This is a genomic window from Cytobacillus solani (assembly GCF_001420595.1).
Classification (GTDB): Bacteria; Bacillota; Bacilli; order Bacillales; family Cytobacillaceae; genus Cytobacillus; species Cytobacillus solani.
The window spans coordinates 3,476,059-3,496,200 of the sequence record NZ_LJIX01000006.1; the positions used below are offsets into that span (position 1 = coordinate 3,476,059).

At 37.0% G+C, this 20,142-nt stretch carries 19 protein-coding genes; 6 read left to right on the top strand and 13 right to left on the bottom strand.

Annotated elements, in window-relative coordinates; all coding sequences use genetic code 11:
• Positions 1 to 56: 56 nt before the first annotated feature.
• Positions 57 to 683 (bottom strand): hypothetical protein, encoded by a 627-nt coding sequence (locus AN957_RS19345; RefSeq protein ID WP_053477016.1) that lies wholly within the window; start codon positions 681 to 683, stop codon positions 57 to 59.
• A 22-nt stretch (positions 684 to 705) separates the two neighbouring features.
• Positions 706 to 2,079: a glycosyltransferase family 4 protein gene (locus AN957_RS19350; protein ID WP_082446654.1), complete on the bottom strand. Its 1,374-nt coding sequence runs from the start codon at positions 2,077 to 2,079 to the stop codon at positions 706 to 708.
• 386 nt (positions 2,080 to 2,465) lie between these two features.
• Between AN957_RS19350 and AN957_RS19355 the strand changes: the two genes are divergently transcribed.
• Positions 2,466 to 2,864, top strand: a complete 399-nt coding sequence (locus tag AN957_RS19355; RefSeq protein WP_321172063.1) for a hypothetical protein — start codon at positions 2,466 to 2,468, stop codon at positions 2,862 to 2,864.
• The gene (locus AN957_RS19360; RefSeq protein ID WP_053477018.1) at positions 2,857 to 3,327 is read left to right on the top strand and encodes an endolytic transglycosylase MltG; all 471 of its coding nucleotides are present in this window, start codon (positions 2,857 to 2,859) and stop codon (positions 3,325 to 3,327) included. Before AN957_RS19355 ends, AN957_RS19360 begins: the two co-directional genes overlap by 8 nt.
• A gap of 29 nt (positions 3,328 to 3,356) precedes the next feature.
• Here AN957_RS19360 and phoU read toward each other — a convergent pair whose 3' ends face one another.
• The 8 genes from phoU to AN957_RS19400 form a co-directional block, all read right to left on the bottom strand.
• Positions 3,357 to 4,019: a phosphate signaling complex protein PhoU gene (phoU, locus tag AN957_RS19365; RefSeq protein WP_053477019.1), complete on the bottom strand. Its 663-nt coding sequence runs from the start codon at positions 4,017 to 4,019 to the stop codon at positions 3,357 to 3,359.
• Between the two features lie 57 nt (positions 4,020 to 4,076).
• Positions 4,077 to 4,865, bottom strand: a complete 789-nt coding sequence (gene pstB, locus AN957_RS19370) for a phosphate ABC transporter ATP-binding protein PstB (RefSeq protein ID WP_053477588.1) — start codon at positions 4,863 to 4,865, stop codon at positions 4,077 to 4,079.
• Between the two features lie 73 nt (positions 4,866 to 4,938).
• Positions 4,939 to 5,817, bottom strand: coding sequence for a phosphate ABC transporter permease PstA (gene pstA, locus AN957_RS19375; protein WP_056685712.1), 879 nt, complete (start codon positions 5,815 to 5,817; stop codon positions 4,939 to 4,941).
• Positions 5,818 to 6,768 carry a phosphate ABC transporter permease subunit PstC gene (gene pstC / locus AN957_RS19380; protein WP_053477021.1) on the bottom strand — a complete coding sequence of 317 codons (951 nt, stop codon included), beginning with the start codon at positions 6,766 to 6,768 and terminating at the stop codon, positions 5,818 to 5,820.
• Between the two features lie 94 nt (positions 6,769 to 6,862).
• A complete protein-coding gene (locus AN957_RS19385) occupies positions 6,863 to 7,855 on the bottom strand; it encodes a PstS family phosphate ABC transporter substrate-binding protein (RefSeq protein WP_056685715.1) in 993 nt (330 codons plus the stop codon).
• Positions 7,856 to 8,062: 207 nt separating this feature from the next.
• Positions 8,063 to 10,216, bottom strand: coding sequence for a peptidoglycan D,D-transpeptidase FtsI family protein (locus AN957_RS19390; RefSeq protein ID WP_056685718.1), 2,154 nt, complete (start codon positions 10,214 to 10,216; stop codon positions 8,063 to 8,065).
• Positions 10,217 to 10,353: 137 nt separating this feature from the next.
• Positions 10,354 to 11,571 carry an MFS transporter gene (locus tag AN957_RS19395; protein ID WP_053477024.1) on the bottom strand — a complete coding sequence of 406 codons (1,218 nt, stop codon included), beginning with the start codon at positions 11,569 to 11,571 and terminating at the stop codon, positions 10,354 to 10,356.
• A 128-nt stretch (positions 11,572 to 11,699) separates the two neighbouring features.
• Entirely contained in the window at positions 11,700 to 12,308 is a 609-nt protein-coding gene (locus AN957_RS19400) for a superoxide dismutase (protein WP_056685721.1), read from the bottom strand.
• 387 nt (positions 12,309 to 12,695) lie between these two features.
• Between AN957_RS19400 and AN957_RS19405 the strand changes: the two genes are divergently transcribed.
• Positions 12,696 to 13,391 (top strand): Crp/Fnr family transcriptional regulator, encoded by a 696-nt coding sequence (locus AN957_RS19405; protein WP_053477026.1) that lies wholly within the window; start codon positions 12,696 to 12,698, stop codon positions 13,389 to 13,391.
• Between the two features lie 55 nt (positions 13,392 to 13,446).
• On the opposite strand, the gene AN957_RS19410 is transcribed toward AN957_RS19405, so the two are convergent.
• Both AN957_RS19410 and AN957_RS19415 read right to left on the bottom strand, forming a co-directional pair.
• Entirely contained in the window at positions 13,447 to 13,929 is a 483-nt protein-coding gene (locus AN957_RS19410; protein ID WP_053477589.1) for a DUF456 domain-containing protein, read from the bottom strand.
• A gap of 75 nt (positions 13,930 to 14,004) precedes the next feature.
• Complete coding sequence (locus AN957_RS19415) at positions 14,005 to 15,612, bottom strand: Na/Pi cotransporter family protein (RefSeq protein WP_379999339.1); 1,608 nt, start codon at positions 15,610 to 15,612, stop codon at positions 14,005 to 14,007.
• Between the two features lie 253 nt (positions 15,613 to 15,865).
• Here AN957_RS19415 and AN957_RS19420 point away from each other — a divergent pair, with 253 nt between their 5' ends.
• On the top strand, positions 15,866 to 16,636 hold the full coding sequence (locus AN957_RS19420; protein WP_053477028.1) for a DUF1189 domain-containing protein: 771 nt from the start codon (positions 15,866 to 15,868) through the stop codon (positions 16,634 to 16,636).
• 38 nt (positions 16,637 to 16,674) lie between these two features.
• Here AN957_RS19420 and AN957_RS19425 read toward each other — a convergent pair whose 3' ends face one another.
• A complete protein-coding gene (locus tag AN957_RS19425) occupies positions 16,675 to 18,342 on the bottom strand; it encodes a methyl-accepting chemotaxis protein (protein WP_245637799.1) in 1,668 nt (555 codons plus the stop codon).
• Positions 18,343 to 18,558: 216 nt separating this feature from the next.
• On the opposite strand from AN957_RS19425, the gene AN957_RS19430 reads away from it, so the two are divergent.
• Together AN957_RS19430 and ispG are read left to right on the top strand one after the other, a co-directional pair.
• Positions 18,559 to 18,882: a hypothetical protein gene (locus AN957_RS19430; RefSeq protein ID WP_053477030.1), complete on the top strand. Its 324-nt coding sequence runs from the start codon at positions 18,559 to 18,561 to the stop codon at positions 18,880 to 18,882.
• A 123-nt stretch (positions 18,883 to 19,005) separates the two neighbouring features.
• Positions 19,006 to 20,115, top strand: coding sequence for a flavodoxin-dependent (E)-4-hydroxy-3-methylbut-2-enyl-diphosphate synthase (gene ispG / locus AN957_RS19435; RefSeq protein WP_165571531.1), 1,110 nt, complete (start codon positions 19,006 to 19,008; stop codon positions 20,113 to 20,115).
• Positions 20,116 to 20,142: the final 27 nt, after the last annotated feature.

The window sequence follows — 20,142 nt, forward strand, 5'->3', positions numbered from 1 at the left end:
GAAGCCTTGCTGAGTGGAATCTCTGCAAGGCTTTATTTTATCGCATAGGATGTGAATTAATTAATAATTTTACCTGTTAAAAGTGAGCTGTTTAAATGTATTAATTCAGCATCATTTTTCCCATTAATGACCCATGTTTCACCAGCAAATGTTCCTTTCCCCTTAAAATGATAGTCATATATTAACAAACTAACCACATTTCCTTTGGCCATTGGTCGATATTGTATCTTTCCAGATTCTAGGCAATCCCATATTCTGTTCTTATAAATATTCCAAAGTGGTTGGACCGTACATGTTTTTCTTACTTCCCCTCTGCCCATACATCCATTAACTAGATGTACCTGATCAGCAGTCATATGGAAAACAGCATCTTCTGATGGCGATATAAATGAGACATGGTCGTTATCCCAATATTGGGATCGGTGTTGGAAAAGAACTTTAACAGTTTCAGGATGATTGTGATGATTGGTAAGCTCAAAACTAACTAATTGCGTATGATTTTGATCGTATTCTTGTTTTAAATGCAATGATATCCCTTCTTCTAAAAGAAGTTTTTCTTTCCCTTGTTTCATCCAGTACGTTTTCCCGCTCACCCAAATTCCTGGGATCACAAGAAGCCCATCTATTAATGCTTGCTGTTTATCCTCAGAAAAATGTGATTGAATACAAGTTTCTATTTTCATTGTTCCTTCACCTCCGCAAGTACTAAAAATCTAAATAGTAAGCCTTTAATGTTTCCTTATAAACTCTGATTGTTTCCTCTGCAATTCTTTGCCAACTAAAGTTTTTTTCAACCATACTTTTCCCATTAAGACCCATTTTTTTAGCCTCTATTTTATTTACCAGAAGATTAGAAGCCAATTCGATAAAGCTTGATGCATCTCCTGCTGTCATCAATAGACCTGAAATTCCATGCTTGACTATGGATTGTAACCCTCCTGTCCGAGAAACGATGACTGGCTTCCCATGCTGCATCGCTTCTAAAGCTACAATACCAAACGGCTCATATTTGCTTGGAAAAACAGCTAACGTACAAATTTTAAAAAGGGCATTCTTTATCTCCTCAGAAATAAATCCGACAAAAAACACATTGTTTAATTTAAGCTGCATGACTCTTCTTCGATATTCTTCAAGCATCGGTCCTTTTCCGGCAATAATAAAATAAACGTCAGGAAATCGATCCTTCATTAAAAAAGCTGCTTCTATCAGCGTGTCAAACCCCTTTTCCTTGACGATTCGCCCAATAGAAAAAATTAGTTGTTTGTTTTCCTGCAGCGGTATAGACGATAAAACATCCTTTTCCCATCCAATAGGCAAACTTTTCTCGACACCATTTGGGATAATGGCGATCTTTTTTTCACTTACTTCAAAGATCTGAACAAGCTCGTCATTCATATATTCACTGCAAACAATTAAATAATCGGATGTTATTACTAACTGTTGTTCCTTTTCATGAATATAGCTTTGCAGTTCAGTATAGATTCCATTGTTTCTTCCATACTCTGTCGCATGAATGGTACTAATAAGGGGGAGTTTAAGACTAGATTTAATAAAGATTGCACTTTCACCAACAAGCCAATCATGGGCATGTATAATCGAAAAATAATGTTTTCTTGCTAGGTGTAATGCCTTCTCAGCAATTGCTACATTTAAACCCTCAACCCATTTGAAGAAATCACTGTTGTTTTCACTGTAAGATTGCACACGATAAATATAAACTCCCTCAGCAATTTCCTGATCGTTCAAATGGCCTGGATTTGCTGTTATCACATACACCTTATACCCTAATTTTTGAAGAGCAATTGAAAGGCCATACACATGCTTTGCAAGGCCACCAATTAGATGTGGGGGATATTCCCATGCCAGTAGAAGAATCGATAAATATTCAGCCTTTTCTAATGCAGGACAATGACTTTCATCCAATACGTACTCTTGCAAGAGTTTTTCTAGGTCCTTGCTTTTTTCACCTATAAATTTTCTTTCAGCTGCTTTTTCATAATAACTATATGTACTCACATGTTCTGACCATGGCAATGAATAAGTGGGCAACTCACTCTGCTTCGAATAACCGATATTCATGCTTTTCTTCCTACCTCTATCCATCATCCACCCCACTACAATAAACACGAAAGACAAATAACTAAATTATGATAAAAAGAAGCATAATATTCCTATTTCTCTATCTTTATGTTAGCATCGAAACACATGTCTCACAATGAACAGAAATTGTCGTTTCATGCTACATCCTTACTTCACTAGTAAAATAGAGAAAAAAAAATTTATCGCTCAGCTATAATTATGTAAATCGACAAAATCCAGCTTATTTTCATTAATTAAAACGACAAAACAATTGGCCATTTTCTCTGGTAAAATGAATCTCATCGAATTTTGTCGATAATCATGGTAAAATATGTTCATGACATGCAGTAAGTGTCAATATTCATTTTGTATTGTACAAAATCGAGGTGTTTTTTTTGGAATATGTAATGATTGGTCTACTTGCCTTTGCATTGATTTTGTTGATTATTTCCGCTTTTTTAAAAGACCCCTATAAAATGATACGGGAGGAAATCGATCAACTTTCCATGCAGCAAATTCAAGAAATGTATGTAATAAAAAAGAAACTAAAAGTGTTAGAAGAAGAATTGCTTGTAGGCGATGAAGCATTTCGTCCCTCTCCATCGATACGACAACCATTTCCTTCGGAAAGAAAAGAAGTACATGAAATTATTAAAAATCAAGTTTGGTCACTAGCTCAGCAAGGATTAACTGTTGATCAAATTTCTCGACAATCATCCTTATCATCGAATGAGGTGGAAACTATTTTAAGCGAGATGATTGAAAGAGGGAAACGGTATGAATAGAAGAAATACACGAGCTTTTGCCTTTGGAGTACTGATCTCTGTTTGTATCATTGGAATTTTTTATTTTAATATAGGTGATAAGAAAATACCTGAAATGAATATAGATCATGCAAAAAACTTTTTAGAGGAAAAGGGATATGTTGTTTTATCAAAAGACAAATATGATCAGATGGAAAAGACCCTTTCTAATCAGACAAATAAAGCAGAAAAAGAGCAATCCCCACTGCCTGATCCCCCTAAATCCGAAGAATCAACTGCTGCATATCAGCTAGAAATTGTGAGTGGGATGGTTTCACGTGATATTGCGGAGATACTTGCAAAAGAAAAAGTTATCGATGATGCAAACAGATTTGAAGTCTACTTAGAAGAAAATGGATACAGCAAAAAAATCCAGCTTGGCTCATTTAATTTAACAGCAAAAATGAGCTACAAGGATATTGCAAAAATCATTACAAAAAGCTAAAGGAGTCAGTCCTTTAGCTTTTTTGTTTGTTAGCTATTGTTCAAATCATATTGCCGTCCCTTAACAAGATAGAAAATATGTTCAGAAATATTCGTTACATGGTCTGCAGCCCTTTCCAGGAAACGGCAAATAAAGGAGAGCTGAGTAATTTGCGGTAAAAACTCTGGATTTTGCAGATTGATGTGTAATAGGTCCCTGATTGTTTGACCATATAAATCATCAACTTCATCATCCATATGAGCAACATTCTTTGCCTTAACAATATCTTCATCGTTAAATGCCTCTAAAGATAATTTCAGCATTTCTAAAGTAAGCATATGCATTTGTTTGATATGAATAATCGGTTTCACTAGTGGTTCTGCACCGATACGAATCGTTGATTTTGCAATATTTACTGCATAATCGGCAATCCTCTCAATATCTGTCGCAATTTTGATTGCAACAATTATTCGCCTTAAATCAATCGCAACAGGTGCCTGCTTAGCAATCAAAAGAATCGCAAAATCATTGATTTCCTCATACATCAAATCAGCCTGTGCATCATCATCCATAATCTCAAGAGCCAATTCAATATTCTGTGTTTCAAGTGCCTCAATCGATTTTGTTAATGCCTCTTGAGCAAAGCTGCCAATCTCCAGTAATTTCCCTTGTAATTCCTTTAAATCATAATCAAACTTTCCTCTTACAGACATGCCACTATTTCTCCTTTCATCCTTCAAGCTGTTAGCAGATCATTCACATCTTGTTTATTAGCCAAATCTGCCGGTGATATAATCTTCTGTTCGTTTGTCAGCAGGATTGGAGAAAATTTTGTCTGTGTTCGTAAACTCAATGACCTCCCCATTTAAGAAGAACGCTGTTTTATCTGAAATACGTGCAGCCTGCTGCATATTATGTGTGACAATAATAATGCTGAATTCCTTCTTTAATTTTTGAACAAGTTCTTCGACTTTTAATGTCGAAATTGGATCAAGAGCAGATGTTGGTTCATCCATTAAGATGACATCAGGTTCAATGGCAAGACAGCGGGCAATACAAAGACGCTGCTGCTGTCCCCCTGACAGCCCAAATGCATTTTCATTTAAGCGATCCTTGACCTCATCCCAAATAGCTGCTCCTTTTAAACTTTCCTCTACAATTTGGTCAAGCACTTTTTTATCCTTTATTCCGTGAATCTTTGGACCGTATACAACATTTTCATAGATTGATTTAGGAAAAGGATTCGGCTTTTGGAAGACCATCCCTACTCTTGTACGAAGCTCTTCTACGCCATATGATTTATCAAAAATATTTCGTCCGCGATATTCAATTTTTCCTGATGTCTTTACACCTGGCACTAATTCAATCATTCGGTTTAACGTCTTGATGTATGTGGATTTTCCACATCCTGATGGTCCAATGATCGCCGTTACTTCATTTTCATAAATATCTAGATCAATATTTTTGAGCGCATGGTTATCCCCATACCATAAGTTTAATTCACTGGTTTTATAGACAAGCTCTTTATTTTGAAGTGCATCCCTGTTAGTATCAGTCATCACAAGTCTTACTCTTGGTTTTTCAATCGTTGCGTTCATCGTTTCTGTCTCCCTTCATCCTATACAGCTTGACTTAGTAGCGTTTTTGAAATTTATTTCGAATGAAAACGGCGATAGAATTCATAATAATCAGCATGGTCAGCAATACGATAATCCCTGCCGCTGCTACACCTTGGAATTCCTCTTGTGGACGTCCTGTCCAGTTATAAATTTGCATTGGCAATACCGTAAACATATCGAAAACAGACTTTGGCAAAAAGGCAAGAAATAATGGCAAGCCGAGAACAACTAATGGAGCTGTTTCACCAATTGCCCTTGATAAAGCAAGAATTCCACCCGTTAAAATCCCAGGGATTGCTGCTGGCAGTACAACATGAAGAATGGTTTGCCACTTTGTTGCCCCCATCCCATAGGAAGCTTCTCTTAATTCCTTTGGAACTGCCTTTATCGCCTCCTGTGATGCAACAATAATAATTGGAAGGACAAGCAGGCTCATCGTTAATCCAGCCGCTAAAACGCTTGTTCCAAGAGCTAATGCCCGGACGAAAACAGTCAAACCTAATAAACCAAAAACGATCGAAGGAACCCCTGCAAGATTCGAAATATTCACCTGAATAAACCTTGTAAATCGACTTTTCTGTGCATACTCTTCAAGATAAATCGCAGTTCCAACACTTAGCAGTAAAGTGACAGGTGCAACTACACCCATTAACCAAATTGTCCCGATTAGGGCCGTTTTAACTCCCGCTTGCTCTGGTTTCCGTGACGGAAGGTTTTGCAAAAACTGAAAATCAAGATAGCCAATTCCTTGAGTAATTACCCGATATAATAATATGCCTAGGATTAACAAGCCAAATATTGTTGCAGCCATAAATAACAGCCGAAAGAAAATATTTGAAACGATTCTTGGCTTCATATGCTTTAGCACTTTTGTATGGTCGATTAATTTCATTTAATACTCCTCCCTGAAACGGCGAGAGATAAATTGAGCGAGCAAATTCATTCCCAATGTGAACAAGAATAACGTAAACCCGACAGCATAAATGCTGTAATAGATTGTCGTCCCATATCCCGCATCCCCTTGGCTTACTTGCACAATATAAGCCGTCATCGTCTGAATGGAGCTTGTGACATCCCAGCTAAGATTTGGTGTAGAACCCCCTGCAACGGCTACAATCATCGTTTCTCCTATCGCTCTTGATATCGCTAAGACGATGGAAGCAATAATTCCTGAAATAGCTGCTGGAAGAACAACCTTTATCGCTACTTCAAATTTTGTTGAGCCAAGAGCCAGAGCACCTTCGCGCATCGAATTTGGGACGCTTGACATGGCATCCTCAGATAGTGAAGCAATCATGGGAGTAATCATAATCCCAATGACAATCCCTGGGCTTAGCGCATTAAAAATTTCAAGGGAAGGTATGATTTCTCTTAATAAAGGTGTTACAAAAGTTAAAGCAAAGAATCCATAAACAATTGTCGGAATGCCTGCTAGTACTTCCAGTATCGGTTTAATGATTCTGCGTGTTCGATCAGATGCGTACTCACTCAAAAAAATGGCAGATGCTAAGCCAATCGGTACTGCAACAATTGCTGCAATCATTGAAACCTTCAATGTTCCTGCAACAAGTGGAAGAATCCCATATGATCCTTGTGTTTCTGAGAAAGGATACCACTTTTGTGCAGTCAAAAACTCTTGAATGGGAACTTTCGTAAAAAAGGTAATGGTTTCAGCAATTAATGTTAGAACAATCCCAAGCGTTGTCAGCACTGATACGATGGCTGTAAGCAATAATACAAATGGGACAATTTTCTCTACTTGAAGAATCTTACTCTTCTTTTGCTTCTTTTTCTGTATGAGTTCTTGAACAGAAAAAGAATTTGATGTTTTTTGTAAGGCCAAAATGAAAACCCCTTTCATCCGTGTAACGAAGGAAGATGAGAAGCACCATATTTACGCACTTCCCATCTTCAAGTGAAGTTTATTGCATTTATTCTTACTTTAACCCCTCTAATACTTTAAGTGCCGCTTCATACTCTTCATCTTTTAATTTTACGTAGCCTACATCTTCAGAAAGCACCGCTGCATTATCAAGTGTATATTTAACGAACTCATACACTTCTTCATTTTTCAATGATTCATTTTTTACATATGTGAAAAGAGGACGTGATAATGGAGCATATTCTCCGCTTTCAACCGTTTCATTCGTCGGTTCAACTGGTCCATTTCCTCCATCAACTGGAACAACCTTTAATTTATCTTTGTTTTCAGCATAATACGCATAGCCAAAATAACCGATTGCATTTTTATCACCTGTAACACCTTGTACTAATACATTGTCATCCTCAGAAAGTGTTGCATTTTCAACAATTGGTGCATCTTCTAAAATGACTTCATTGAAGTAATCGTATGTTCCAGAATCCGTACCTGGAGAATAGAATTTAATTTCTTCTTCCGGCCATCCTTCACGAATATCTGACCATTTTCTTGCTTTTCCATCTTCAACCCACATTTTCTTCAATTCATCAACTGTTAAGTGGTCAACCCACGTATTATCTTTATGAACAACAACGGATAGTCCGTCATTTGCTAATTTAAATTCAGTATAATTAATTCCCGCTTCTTCTAATTGCGCCTTCTCTTCATCTTTAATTGGACGAGAAGCATTGCTCATATCTGTACTTCCTGCGATAAAGGCTTTGAAACCGCCACCTGTACCTGAGGATGCCACAGAAACCTTCACTCCTGGCTGCTCCATACCAAACTCTTCAACAACTGCCTCCATAATCGGATAAACCGTTGAGGATCCATCAAGATTTATTTCACCTTGAAGCTGCTTATTCTCTTCACTAGCTTTCTGCTCTGTACTAGTTCCTTCCGCTTGTGATCCGTTTGCTGTCGCTTCATTATCTGTTTTTCCACAAGCTGCAGTGAACGCAAGCGCTGCTCCAATCATTGTTGAAAGTGCTAAGTACTTAAAGCTTTTCATTTCTTTATTCCCCCTAAGAGATTGGTTATTTTGTCCTACACGTATAGAATAATGCTCCAGCATTAACCTAGTTTTAATTGAATGTAAAGCTTTTGTAAATTACAGCAAAGCGATGTATAAAAATTGATTTCACGAAAAGAATAACTAGTTATTTGCATACAAAAAGCCTGCTCCCCCTTAAGGGAACAGGCCTATTGTATAATTCTTCTATTCTTGTTCCGTTTTTTCGCCATCCGTTTCTTTCTGATCTTCGGTTGAATGATCCGTATTGGCTGTACCGGATTGTCTTTGCTTCTTTAATTCAAAATACGTATCTAACACACGTTCAGCAATATTTCTATTCGCATAATGGCCATGGCTTCCTTGGTAGGCCCATGGGACTAAGACAGCGATTGCGACTTCAGGATTGTCATAAGGAGCGTAACCCACATAGCTTAAGTTAATAACCTCTGGCGGCTCTTTGCCATATTTGCTCCGTTCAGGTCCATCATAGAACGCCTCGGCTGTACCAGTCTTTCCTGCTGGATTATAATCCTTCCCTTTCGCGCCAAAGCTAGAATAAGCTGTTCCACCAGGTTCCTGAGTAACTTTTTTGAAACCTTCCTGAACACGGTCTAGCCATTCTTCTTTTCCTTCGATGCGGTTAAGTACTTTCGGTTCAATTTCCTGGATAATTGGTCCAATTTCTCCGTTTTCCATTAATGGCTCGCGGATTTCTTTCACTATATGCGGCTCCATTCGGTTCCCGCCATTTGCAATCGTTGAAACGTATTGAGCAAGCTGCATATTCGAATACGTGTCATACTGCCCGATCACTAAGTCAAGCATGAAACCTGGCTTTGTTCCAGTCCCTTTAAAGCCAGACTGTTCATTTGGGAGATCAATTCCTGTTTTAATACCTAGACCATATTGTGCAAAGGAGTCACGAATGGTACTAAAGCCCTTTGAATCTAACTTTAATGGACGATCAGGGATGTAAGTGCCCCCTCCAATATTTATCGCAGTCTGGAACATATAAACGTTTGAAGAGTACTTAAGGGCAGTGATATCTGACATCGTGCCAAGTCCAGCTTTCCAAGATTTTTTAGGTGGTGTTCCTTTAATTCTTACAGGGGTATCGTAAAAGGTATCTCCTGGACGGATTGCCCCAGTGTTAAAACCAGTCATAATCGTCGCACCTTTAACCGTTGATCCAACGTTGTAAGTCGTTTGGATATTTCCAAGCGCATCATCCATAATGACTTTTTCCCCATTTTCCTTCTTCACGATTCGTTTTCCAGACATTGAGAGAATCTCCCCGGTACGAGGATCCATCAGGACAACATAGGAACGATCGAGTAAAAGAGTGCCTGATTTTCCCTTCGCTGCTCTTAATTCCTCTTCTACAATTTTGTCAACAGCCATCTGAAGGTCCATATCTATACTTAGTACAAGATCCTTCCCTCTTTTACCTTCTGAAATCGGAATCGTTTCTAACACATTTCCTGCCTTATCGGTGATGTTCTTCACTTTTGCTTTCTGCCCATGCAGTACATCCTCATATTGCAGCTCAATTTGACTTTTTCCCACGCGGTCATTACGGCTGTAATCCCGTGCTAAATAATATTCAAGCTGCTCAGCAGGAAGTCCATCATCAGACACATTGCCAAGGACAGACTTCAATGTATCGCCAAACGCATAATATCTTTCCCAATCTGTTGTTGTATCCACGCCAGGCAGCAGCTGCAGGTTTTCACTGACAACAGCAAATTCCTCATCAGTTACTCCCTTATTTTTTACCATTTGCGGTGTTAGCGCATAACCACTTGAAAAATCACGGTAAATCGCAAGAACTTCTAGATCAAATGCAGTTAATTCATTTAATTCTTCCTCTGTGATACGGTCAAGCTTAAGCTGATAGATTTTCTTGTCTAACTCTTTACCTTCCAGCTTCTTCTTTAATTTTTCTATTTCCTCATCAGATACCTTCGCATCTGCACGCTTCGAGTTTTCTAAAATCCAATAATCCTTTTTATCTCTTTCCTGGACTTTACTTGTATCTTTTTCAATAAGCGTTGCAAGTTTCTTTGCAACTTCTATCATTTCATCCTGCTTTGCCCCTCTATTTGTATACGTGATTGCGTTTTGCGGGGTATTATCAACGATTATCTTCCCTGTCCGATCCATCATTTTTCCTCTTGGTACAGGATTATTCACTGTAATGTCTTCTGTCCGCTCTATCTCTCGTCGATAATCATCTCCATAAACAATTTGCACAAATCCAAGTCTAAGAATTAATACCGAAAACAGAATAAAAACGATAAAGAATAAGACATTTACCCGGAATGGTACATGTGACTTCTTCTTCTTTTTTTGCTTCAATGTTTATTTACACATCCTTTATCCAGTTCACTTTATCACTTATCTTTATTCTATAAGAAAACAATAAATTATTCTATTAAGAACCTATAATTGTGATAAGAAATATTTCCCTAAAAAAGAAATGTGTACGCAGGCAGTTAGATTGACTGGAAATGAATTTTCCTGATAAACAAATAGATGATTAAATGACCGATGCCTAAAGCAAGAAGAAGAATGGGTATTCCTTTTTCTTCATTAAGAAAAACAACCACACCGAGGAAGGCAAGTATAGAAACAACTCTTCCAGAATTCAAAAAAATTTCACGAACCACAATATATTCTATCCTCATTTCAGCTGCCTTCCATCCCTTCCCTATCACATCATAAGTCATGGATATATATGGAACTAGTAATAGTGGGTAGGCAATAGCAATAATTCCAGCGTAAAATAACAGCTTGGGATAAGTTAAATTAAAAATGATTAAAAAAATGGCAGCATACAAAATGACTCCACCAATGAGAATGGCTTTTTTTCGCTGATTTTTCTTAAGCAGCCTCGATACGCTGTAGTATGTAATAAATGAAACACCTGAATTAACAAGACCAAATGTTCCTAATGCCATTTCACTTCCTGTGGAAATAAATACAAAAACAGATATGATAAAGGCAAATGTCCCTTCACGTAAACCTTGGAAAAAATGTGCGTTCGTAATGAGCCGCCAATTCATATTGTTTTTTCTTTCTGCAATAATTCGTTTAAACCAGTACTTTCCATTTGCTGGCCGTCTTTTAATAAAGAAGCTTAAAAAAACAGCCAATGAAAAGAGTCCTAGTGAAATTCCAAATATGATCGAATATCCAGTGAACTTTTCCATTCTTGAAATAATTAAACCTGCAGCAATGGGACCAATCATTCCCCCGACAGACGTCAGAATGCCGAGAAATCCGTTAAAGAAATCCCGATTTTCTGGTTCAGTAATTTCAAAGGTTAACACATTAAATGCAAGCCAATAAAAGCCATACCCTACCCCTAATAACGCACCTAAAAGCAATAAAAATTTGGACGCATATGTACCTACAGCTAAAACGGTTAAATAAAATGCCGCCAAAAATATGACACCAATCCTTAGAACGATCACCCGATCAATTTTCTTAGCCCATCTGCCTGCTAATATAAAGGTCAGCGGTTGTATGACAACAATAGTTAAATTATATAATCCTAAATCCTTAAATTCACCAGACTGCTTCCATAGATAAATGTTCACAAATGTATTCGATAAAGCCACACTTAATGAATAGAGTCCGCCTATCAATAGCAGTAAACCTAAATCCTTTGTTAATTCTACATCTCCGATCAACTTTTTCACTTTACTCATAAAAAAACTCCCCTTCACATCTAAAGGGTAGTTTTCATCAAAACGGAGTTGCTTATTCAATAATTCTCTAATCAATCAAATAGAAAACACGGCAGAAATTTCTGCCGTGCTTCTCTGTATCAACCCTATTATTTTGCAGCGCTATAACGCTTAGAAACTTCATCCCAATTTACAACATTCCAGAAAGAATTAATGTATTCTGGGCGACGGTTTTGATATTTCAAGTAGTATGCATGCTCCCAAACATCTAAACCTAATAATGGAGTCTTGCCTTCCATTAATGGTGAATCTTGGTTTGGAGTGCTAGTTACTTCAAGCTCGCCATTGTTTACTGCAAGCCATGCCCAGCCAGAACCGAAGCGAGTAGTAGCTGCTTTTGCAAACTCTTCTTTAAAGCTATCGAAGCTGCCAAATTTGCTGTTAATTGCAGCAGCTAAATCTCCTGTTGGCTCACCGCCACCGTTTGGAGAAATAACCTGCCAGAATAATGAGTGGTTTGCATGACCACCGCCATTATTGCGGACAGCCGTACGAGCTGCTTCTGGAACAGCATCAAGATTTGAGATTACTTCTTCAACTGATTTAGAAAGAAGCTCATCGTTTCCTTCTAATGCATTATTAAGATTAGTCACATATGTGTTATGGTGTTTAGTGTGATGAATATTCATTGTTTCTTTGTCGATATTTGGTTCTAGTGCGTCATACGCATAAGGTAATTGCGGTAATTCGAATGCCATTATAAATTCCTCCCTATGTAAATAAATTAAGCCTTCAGAATTCTTTTACGATTCCTATCATTCTAATTTTAGAATGATTATTCAGGCCTTCCATATAAGATTACCAAAATAAGATAATCCTTTCAATGAAAATGCTTAAGCAATTGCTTTTCATTTAACTTGAAGATTTCTCCAAATTACAAATATACCTTCCCCTATTTTTTTATAAATCATACAACTATTCCATATTTCGTTAAATTGTCATGATTTTGACGAACACCTATCAGTCAACGACTTAAGTCATATAATCAACCGGAGTCATCTAATAAAATCCAACTATGTCATTGACAGCTTACCCGTATTTCCTTTTAATCAAAATTATAAATTCATGGAAAGGAGTCTATAATTATGAAAAATTTTAACCTTTCACTATATAGCGTACTTATCCAGCATTTTATTGGAAACGAAACTGTTCAACTAATTAAGTCTGGATCAATCCTCTTTCAAGAGAAGGACAAGGTTAACAATGTTTACATATTATTATCTGGAAAAGTTTCCATAGGAAGAATGAATATTCACGGAAAAGAATTTATCCTGAAATTATTAAATGGAGAAGAAATCATTATTGAATATCAGATATTCAGACATGCTCCTAAGTACCACTTTTTCGCAAAGGCGATTACTGATTGTGAAATGATTATCGTAAAAAGAGAGCTATTCGAGGAATTTATTTTACAGGACCGGGAACGATTAAGTAACTTGACATCATGGTTGAGTACTAGATATTTAAAGGCGCAGATGATCTGTCAGGATTTAATTATTCACGGAAAAAAAGGCGGACTTTATTCCATTTTAATCAGGCTATGCAACAGCTATGGGGTCAAAACAGAAGAAGGAATTCTAATTGATTTTCCGCTTACACATCAGGAGTTAGCGAATTTAACATTTGGGACAAGGGAAGTCATCCAGCGAATGCTGAAGGAGCTAAGAGAAAATGATATCATTTCCTATGAACGCCAAAAATTCACCATTAAAAATTTAAATTACTTAAAAAAGGAAGTGGATTGCCTAAATTGTCCTTTCGAGATCTGCGGAATTAATTAAATAGATGAAAAGGACCCACTGCATTTAAAGGGGTCCTTTCTAGTTTAAAATAACATTATAAAACAACAAAAATAAAATAAACGATCATTACAGCTTGTATAATTCCCTTTGTTACAACACTGCTGATGAAACCGATAACAGAGCCAAATCCGATTTTTGCAGCTTCCTTCCATTCTTTTTTATGAACGGCAAGCTCTGCTATAAAGGCACCTAAAAACGGACCAATGATAATTCCAAAGACAGGGATGACAAAGGGACCCACTAGGAGGCCTATTGTGCTCCCCCATATCCCTGCTTTTGAACCGCCGAACTTTTTCACTCCGATTAAATTTGAAATGTAATCTGCTCCAAATAGCAACAACACAAAAAGTCCTTGTATCACCCAAAAGAGCCAGTTAAATGGCTCAAAGGAAAAGAATATCCCGTATAGAATAAATCCGCCTGCAACAAACAGCACACTAGGGATAATAGGATAGACAAGCCCAATGAAAGCAATCACAAATAATATAATAATTAATGTCCAATACAAAGTATCCATGACTCTATTACTCACCAGCCTTTTTTATATAATAAAGGAAGGAGATGCCCCTCCTTGCTTATACCCTTCATTCAATCATTCTTCACCTAAAATCGCTTCTGCAATATTTACCGCATGATCGCCAATCCGTTCAAGATTACTCACAATATCAACATAAACAATCCCAGCTTGAGCTGAGCAGAGACCCTCATTTAAACGAAGAATATGCTGTTTTCGCAGTTTTCTTTCCATTTTATCAATGGCTTCTTCTTTTTTCACAACATCTAATGCTGCTATTCTATCTTTATGATCCAATGCATGGATAGATTCTTTCACAGTTGAGATTGTAAGTTTAAACATTTCTTCTAAATCTGCGGATGCATTTTCCGAGATTTGCACTTTATTTGCTTGTTGGTACTCTGCAAGCTCAATAATATTTTCATAATGATCCCCGATACGCTCGATATCTCTGACAGTATCCATAAGCATTGTATGCTCTTCTGATTCATGAGCAGATAATGAGCTTGTAGAAAGCTCAATTAAATAATCCGTAATTTTCCGATCGAGATTATTAATCGCATCCTCCAGCTGCATGGCATTGCTTGAATGCTTTGTGTTTTTTGTTTTTAAGAATTCACATGTTTCATCAAGACCTCGAATAGCAAATTGCCCCATTCTTAACACTTCTTCCTTAGCTTGGCCAAGGGCAATAGAAGGAGATTGCTGGATAAATACAGGATCAAGATGTTTAGCTTTGTATTCCATTACAGCATCTTCACCAGGAATTAATTTGGTTACGATGATTGCTAATACTGCAACAAATGGCAATTGAATAATTGTATTTGACGCATTGAATATCCCATGTGCAAAAGCAATGGTCATCTCAGGATTTAGCCCCATGGCTGACTGAATAAATTCGATTAATAATGTAAATGGCTTTAAAAGAATCAAGAAAATAGTTGTCCCAATTAAATTAAATAGAACATGAACAGCAGCTGCTCTTTTTGCGGCAACAGATGCGCCGATTGATGCTAATACCGCTGTTATTGTTGTTCCAATATTGTCTCCAAACAGAACAGGTAATGCGGCATGGATATCAATAAGCTGTTCAGAAAACAGTCCTTGAAGAATCCCAATCGTTGCACTTGAGCTTTGGACAATTACCGTAAAAACCGTTCCAACAATTACACCTAGAATTGGATTCTCACTCATATTCAGTGTCAGCTCATGGAAAGCTTCAAGTGTCCTTAATGGCTTCATTCCGCCACTCATTAATTCTAATCCATAAAAGAGAGCACCAAAACCAAACACGATTTGACCAATATTATGTATTTTTTGGCTTTTGAAGAAGAATAGTAAAATTGCTCCTAATGCAATAATAGGCAGAGCATATGCACCCACATCGATTCCTATAATGAAGGCAGTTACGGTCGTTCCTATATTTGCACCCATAATCACACCAATTGCTTGTCTGAGTGTCATGAATCCGGCACTAACTAATCCAACTGTTATAACTGTAGTTGCAGAACTGCTCTGAATAAGAATAGTCACAAGCATTCCCGCAAATACTCCCATTACAGGATTCGTTGTGAAACGATCAAGTAAATCCCTTAACCGATCACCAGCCGATTTCTGAAGCCCGTCGCCCATTGTTTTAATCCCGTAAAGAAAAATTCCAAGGCCTCCTAGAAATTCAAAAATCATTTGCTGAATATCCAATTCCACTATTTCCCAACCCCTATACCTTTATTCGACATATTTCATCAAACTCCTTACAATTATTAATGAATATGAATAAAGAGTAAAGTTTTCTACAGCTAAATTTACAACACCTTAACAAACATGCTTAATATTACATTTATGTTACAATTTTTTTGCAGCGTTAAATTTCTACTACTTGTACAGAAGTTTTTATGCGGGTAGAATAAAGGATGAATTCTATTAAGGGTGTGTCCAAATGAATATTTTCAACCAGTTTATAAAAAGTCTTTATTCACCGAAGGATATTGCACAATATCGATTTCAAGGAATCGGCAAAACGATATTGTATGTGTTTTTTCTAACCTTTCTATCCCTTATTCCCTCAATTATTTATTTCAGTACAGCTTTAATAAATGGTATGGAAGCAATACAATCTAGCGTTAAAACGGAACTTCCTTCATTTGTTATTGAAAATGGTGAAATGCAAGCAGATCTTGAAGCTCCAAAAATTATTAATAAAGATGAATTTACTATTATCCTTGACCCAACTGGAACAGTTGACCAAGAGGAATTGTCTAACAGTAATAATACGATTGCATTATTAAAGAATGAAGCCTTTATTAAAGCAGGAGGTCAAACTCAATCCTTCCCTTATTCCATGGTACCGGATTTCACATTAACAAATGATGATTTGGAGAATATTTTAGCTTCAATTGATTCTTCGTTAGCCATTATCATTCCACTTATTGCGGTAGTTATTTATATTGTTGCTGCCGGGTTGAAATTTATCGAAATTTCATTTCTTGCCTTAGTCGGTCTTTTATTGCAAAAGCTTATGGACGTTAATATGCAATATCGTCACACTTGGAGAATAGCGGCATATAGTGTAACGCTGCCTGCAGTTTTCTTTACGGTGATGGACAGTCTAAGGACGTTGGTTCCTAATGGTGCCATTATTAATTGGTTTGTTGCGTTTATCATTTTATTATTAGTAATAAAAGAGATACCAAAACTAGAGAAAAAATAAAACGCGCAAATCTGCGCGTTTTCCTTTAGGTACTCTCTTTATTTAGCGTATCGAAATTCCGCATTTAGCATTGCAAGTGATTGAGATAAATCAGTCAGTCTCTCACCTGCTTCATGACTTTGTTTCATCTTGATCATTTGCCTTTCTGATGCTTTCATCATCTGTTCTGCACTTGCTACCGTTTCTTGGGAAACAGAAACATAATTCTCCGTAGCTGACTCTATCTTTGGCAATAAGAGATTCAAGCCGGCTAACTCCCCTTGTGCCTTTTCAATCATCTTGCTAACCATTGCAATTTCAAGCATTAATTGATCAAAAGATTCCTTGCTTGCCGATGCTGTTTGGACATGCGATTGGAAATTATTCATCATCCCAGCAAATTCATTGGAAGCCTTAACCGAAATAGATGTCATTTTCCAAATTGTGTTCTTTATTTCACTCGTTGCAATCGACGATTGGTCAGCTAACTTTTTTACTTCATTGGCAACAACCGCAAAGCCTTTCCCCGATTCACCTGCTCTTGCTGCTTCAATCGCAGCATTTAAAGCCAAGAGCTTCGTTTGCTCTGCAATTTGCTGAATAATCATAACTACATTGGCAATTGATTCTGAGTGATCTTTAACAGCCTGAACTGATGACGCAACATCTTTAAACTCTATTTCAAAATGATTAAATGCAGCAATTAGATTCCCAACTTTTTTTTCACCCTCATTGGCTGAATAATTCATTGTTAGTACTTTTTCCATAACAGCTTTCATATGTTCAAAAATGTTATTAAGAGATTCGTTCATTTCTTGAAACATTTGAATACTGTCCTCAGAACTGACAGCTGTTTGTTCAGCACCCATTTTAACCACTTGGATCGCATCCATTAGCTGTTCATTTTCCTCCAATACTTGTCCAGAGCTATTTCTTAGTTCTTTCCCGGTATAGGATAGATCCTTAGTCGTCGATGAAATTTTAAATAAAAGCATGCTCATTTGACCAATCATCGCATTAAAGCTCTTCACAAGCGAAGTGATTTCAGAGGTGGTTGTATTTGTTTCTATTCGGACATCTAAATTTCCGCTCCTTGCTTCTTTCATGACCTCTCTTAGCTTAATAAGGGGATTGGTCAAACTTCGTACCATTATTATGAGAATAGCAGATGTTAGAATAAGGCTAATGCATGCAACAATAAATATGTATTTCGCCATCTCATTTATATCTTGTAAATATTGTTCTTGAGGTATAGCAATGAGATAAATCCCTTTTAATTCTTGAACTGAATGAAAGGAAAGTGTATAAAGCTCCCCATCTATTTTCTGATGGAGTAAGCCATTCTGCTTTTTTCTAATTTTCTCAAGTATATTTTCTGTAAAACTAATCGTTGAGTTCTTACTTATTAGAAAAGGAGTCGCTCCTTTGTTATTAACTAAAAAATAATTCCCTTCAAACCCATCTTGTGCTAGATCAGCATCCTGGGTTTTAATAACCTGATTCATTTTTTTGTGGAATTTTTCCTCCTGGCCTACATAAATGAGCATCACATTTTGGGCCATATCATAAATGCCTGCCACCTCTTTATTCAGACGCTGCTCCATTAACTTTATCGCAGTATCCTTAGACTTCCCGTATGAAATATACGCAACGGTTGAAACCGTCAACAGCAGTAGGCCTAAAATCATGACTAATAATTTTGTTTGTAGCGATAATTTCTTTAGCAAGATATGATTCCTACCTTTCCCATCTCTTTAACAAACACGATTACGTTCCGACTTTCTACCTACATTATGACAAAGGAATATTAAGAATATGTAAATGATAGGTAAGATTATCGTAAACATGATTACAATCTTAAAGTTTTATCTAAGTTCTAATCTTTATTGGACAAGCATACATATGGGATATGCAAGCAAATTATTCCGGAGGTATTGCTCAATATGAAAAGATTAGTCGCACTATTATTAGCAGCACTGACGATTTTTGTTATTTATTATGACTTAAGCAAAGGGACGCTGCCAGTTGATAATGAACAATCAATCGAAGCAACCTCCATGACAAATACAGCCGAATCCTTCTTTGAAAAAAAGGTCAACCCAGGAGAAACGGTCCTTTCCATTATTGAACAAAAAATGAAAGGTCCCCTTCCAGTTAGTATCACAGATGTAATCTCTGACTTTTCAAATTTGAATAGTGGTTTAAAGCCTGAAGAACTAAAATATGGAGAAACGTACAAGTTTCCTTTATATAGCAGCAAAAACTAAAAAGTTCCCTTTATTGGATAAACCATCATTCTTGTCAATTCGATTGATTCATTGATACAATATGAAAGTGGATTGTTTAAATAATTAACTGTAAATTAAAGGAGCGAATCTCCATTGACTGAAATGATACATCGTACAAAAACACGTCCAGTTAAAGTGGGACCATTAACAATTGGCGGCAGCAATGAGCTGTTTATCCAAAGTATGACAACAACAAAAACACATGACGTTGAGGCAACAGTTGCTGAAATCAAACGTCTAGAGGAAGCAGGCTGTCAAATTGTCCGCGTTGCTTGTCCTGACGAACGTGCAGCAAATGCCATTGCAGATATAAAAAAACAAATCAATATTCCACTTGTTGTAGATATCCATTTTGATTACAAGCTTGCTCTTAAGGCAATTGAAGGCGGAGCAGATAAAATCAGGATCAATCCAGGAAATATCGGGAAACGTGAAAAGGTGGAAGCAGTTGTTAAAGCTGCAAAAGCAAAGGGGATTCCTATTCGAATTGGCGTAAATGCGGGATCTCTTGAAAAACGAATTCTTGAGAAATATGGATATCCTACTGCTGATGGGATGGTTGAAAGTGCTTTGCATCATATTAAAATCCTAGAGGACCTTGATTTTCATGATATTATCGTATCGATGAAAGCTTCTGATGTTAATTTAGCCATTGAAGCCTACGAAAAGGCAGCAAAAGCATTTGATTACCCATTACATTTAGGTATTACTGAATCGGGTACATTATTTGCGGGTACAGTTAAAAGTGCAGCAGGATTAGGTGCAATTCTTCATAAGGGCATCGGAAATACATTAAGAATTTCTTTAAGCGCAGACCCTGTAGAAGAGGTTAAAGTGGCTCGGGAATTACTTAAGGTATTTGGCTTGTCTTCCAATGCTGCAACATTAATTTCCTGTCCAACATGCGGCAGAATAGAAATTGACTTAATTAGCATCGCCAATGAAGTAGAAGAATATATCCAAAAAATTAAAGCTCCAATTAAAGTAGCCGTACTGGGCTGTGCTGTAAATGGACCAGGTGAAGCACGTGAAGCTGATATTGGAATTGCTGGTGCACGGGGCGAAGGACTTCTGTTCCGCAAAGGGGAAATTGTCCGTAAAGTACCTGAAGCAACAATGGTTGAGGAATTAAAAATTGAAATCGATAAAATTGCTGAAGAGTACTTTGCGAAACAAGAAGAGGAAAAGAAAAAAGCTGAAAGTGTAAACTAATCAAAAGGATAAGAGCCTGGCATTTGA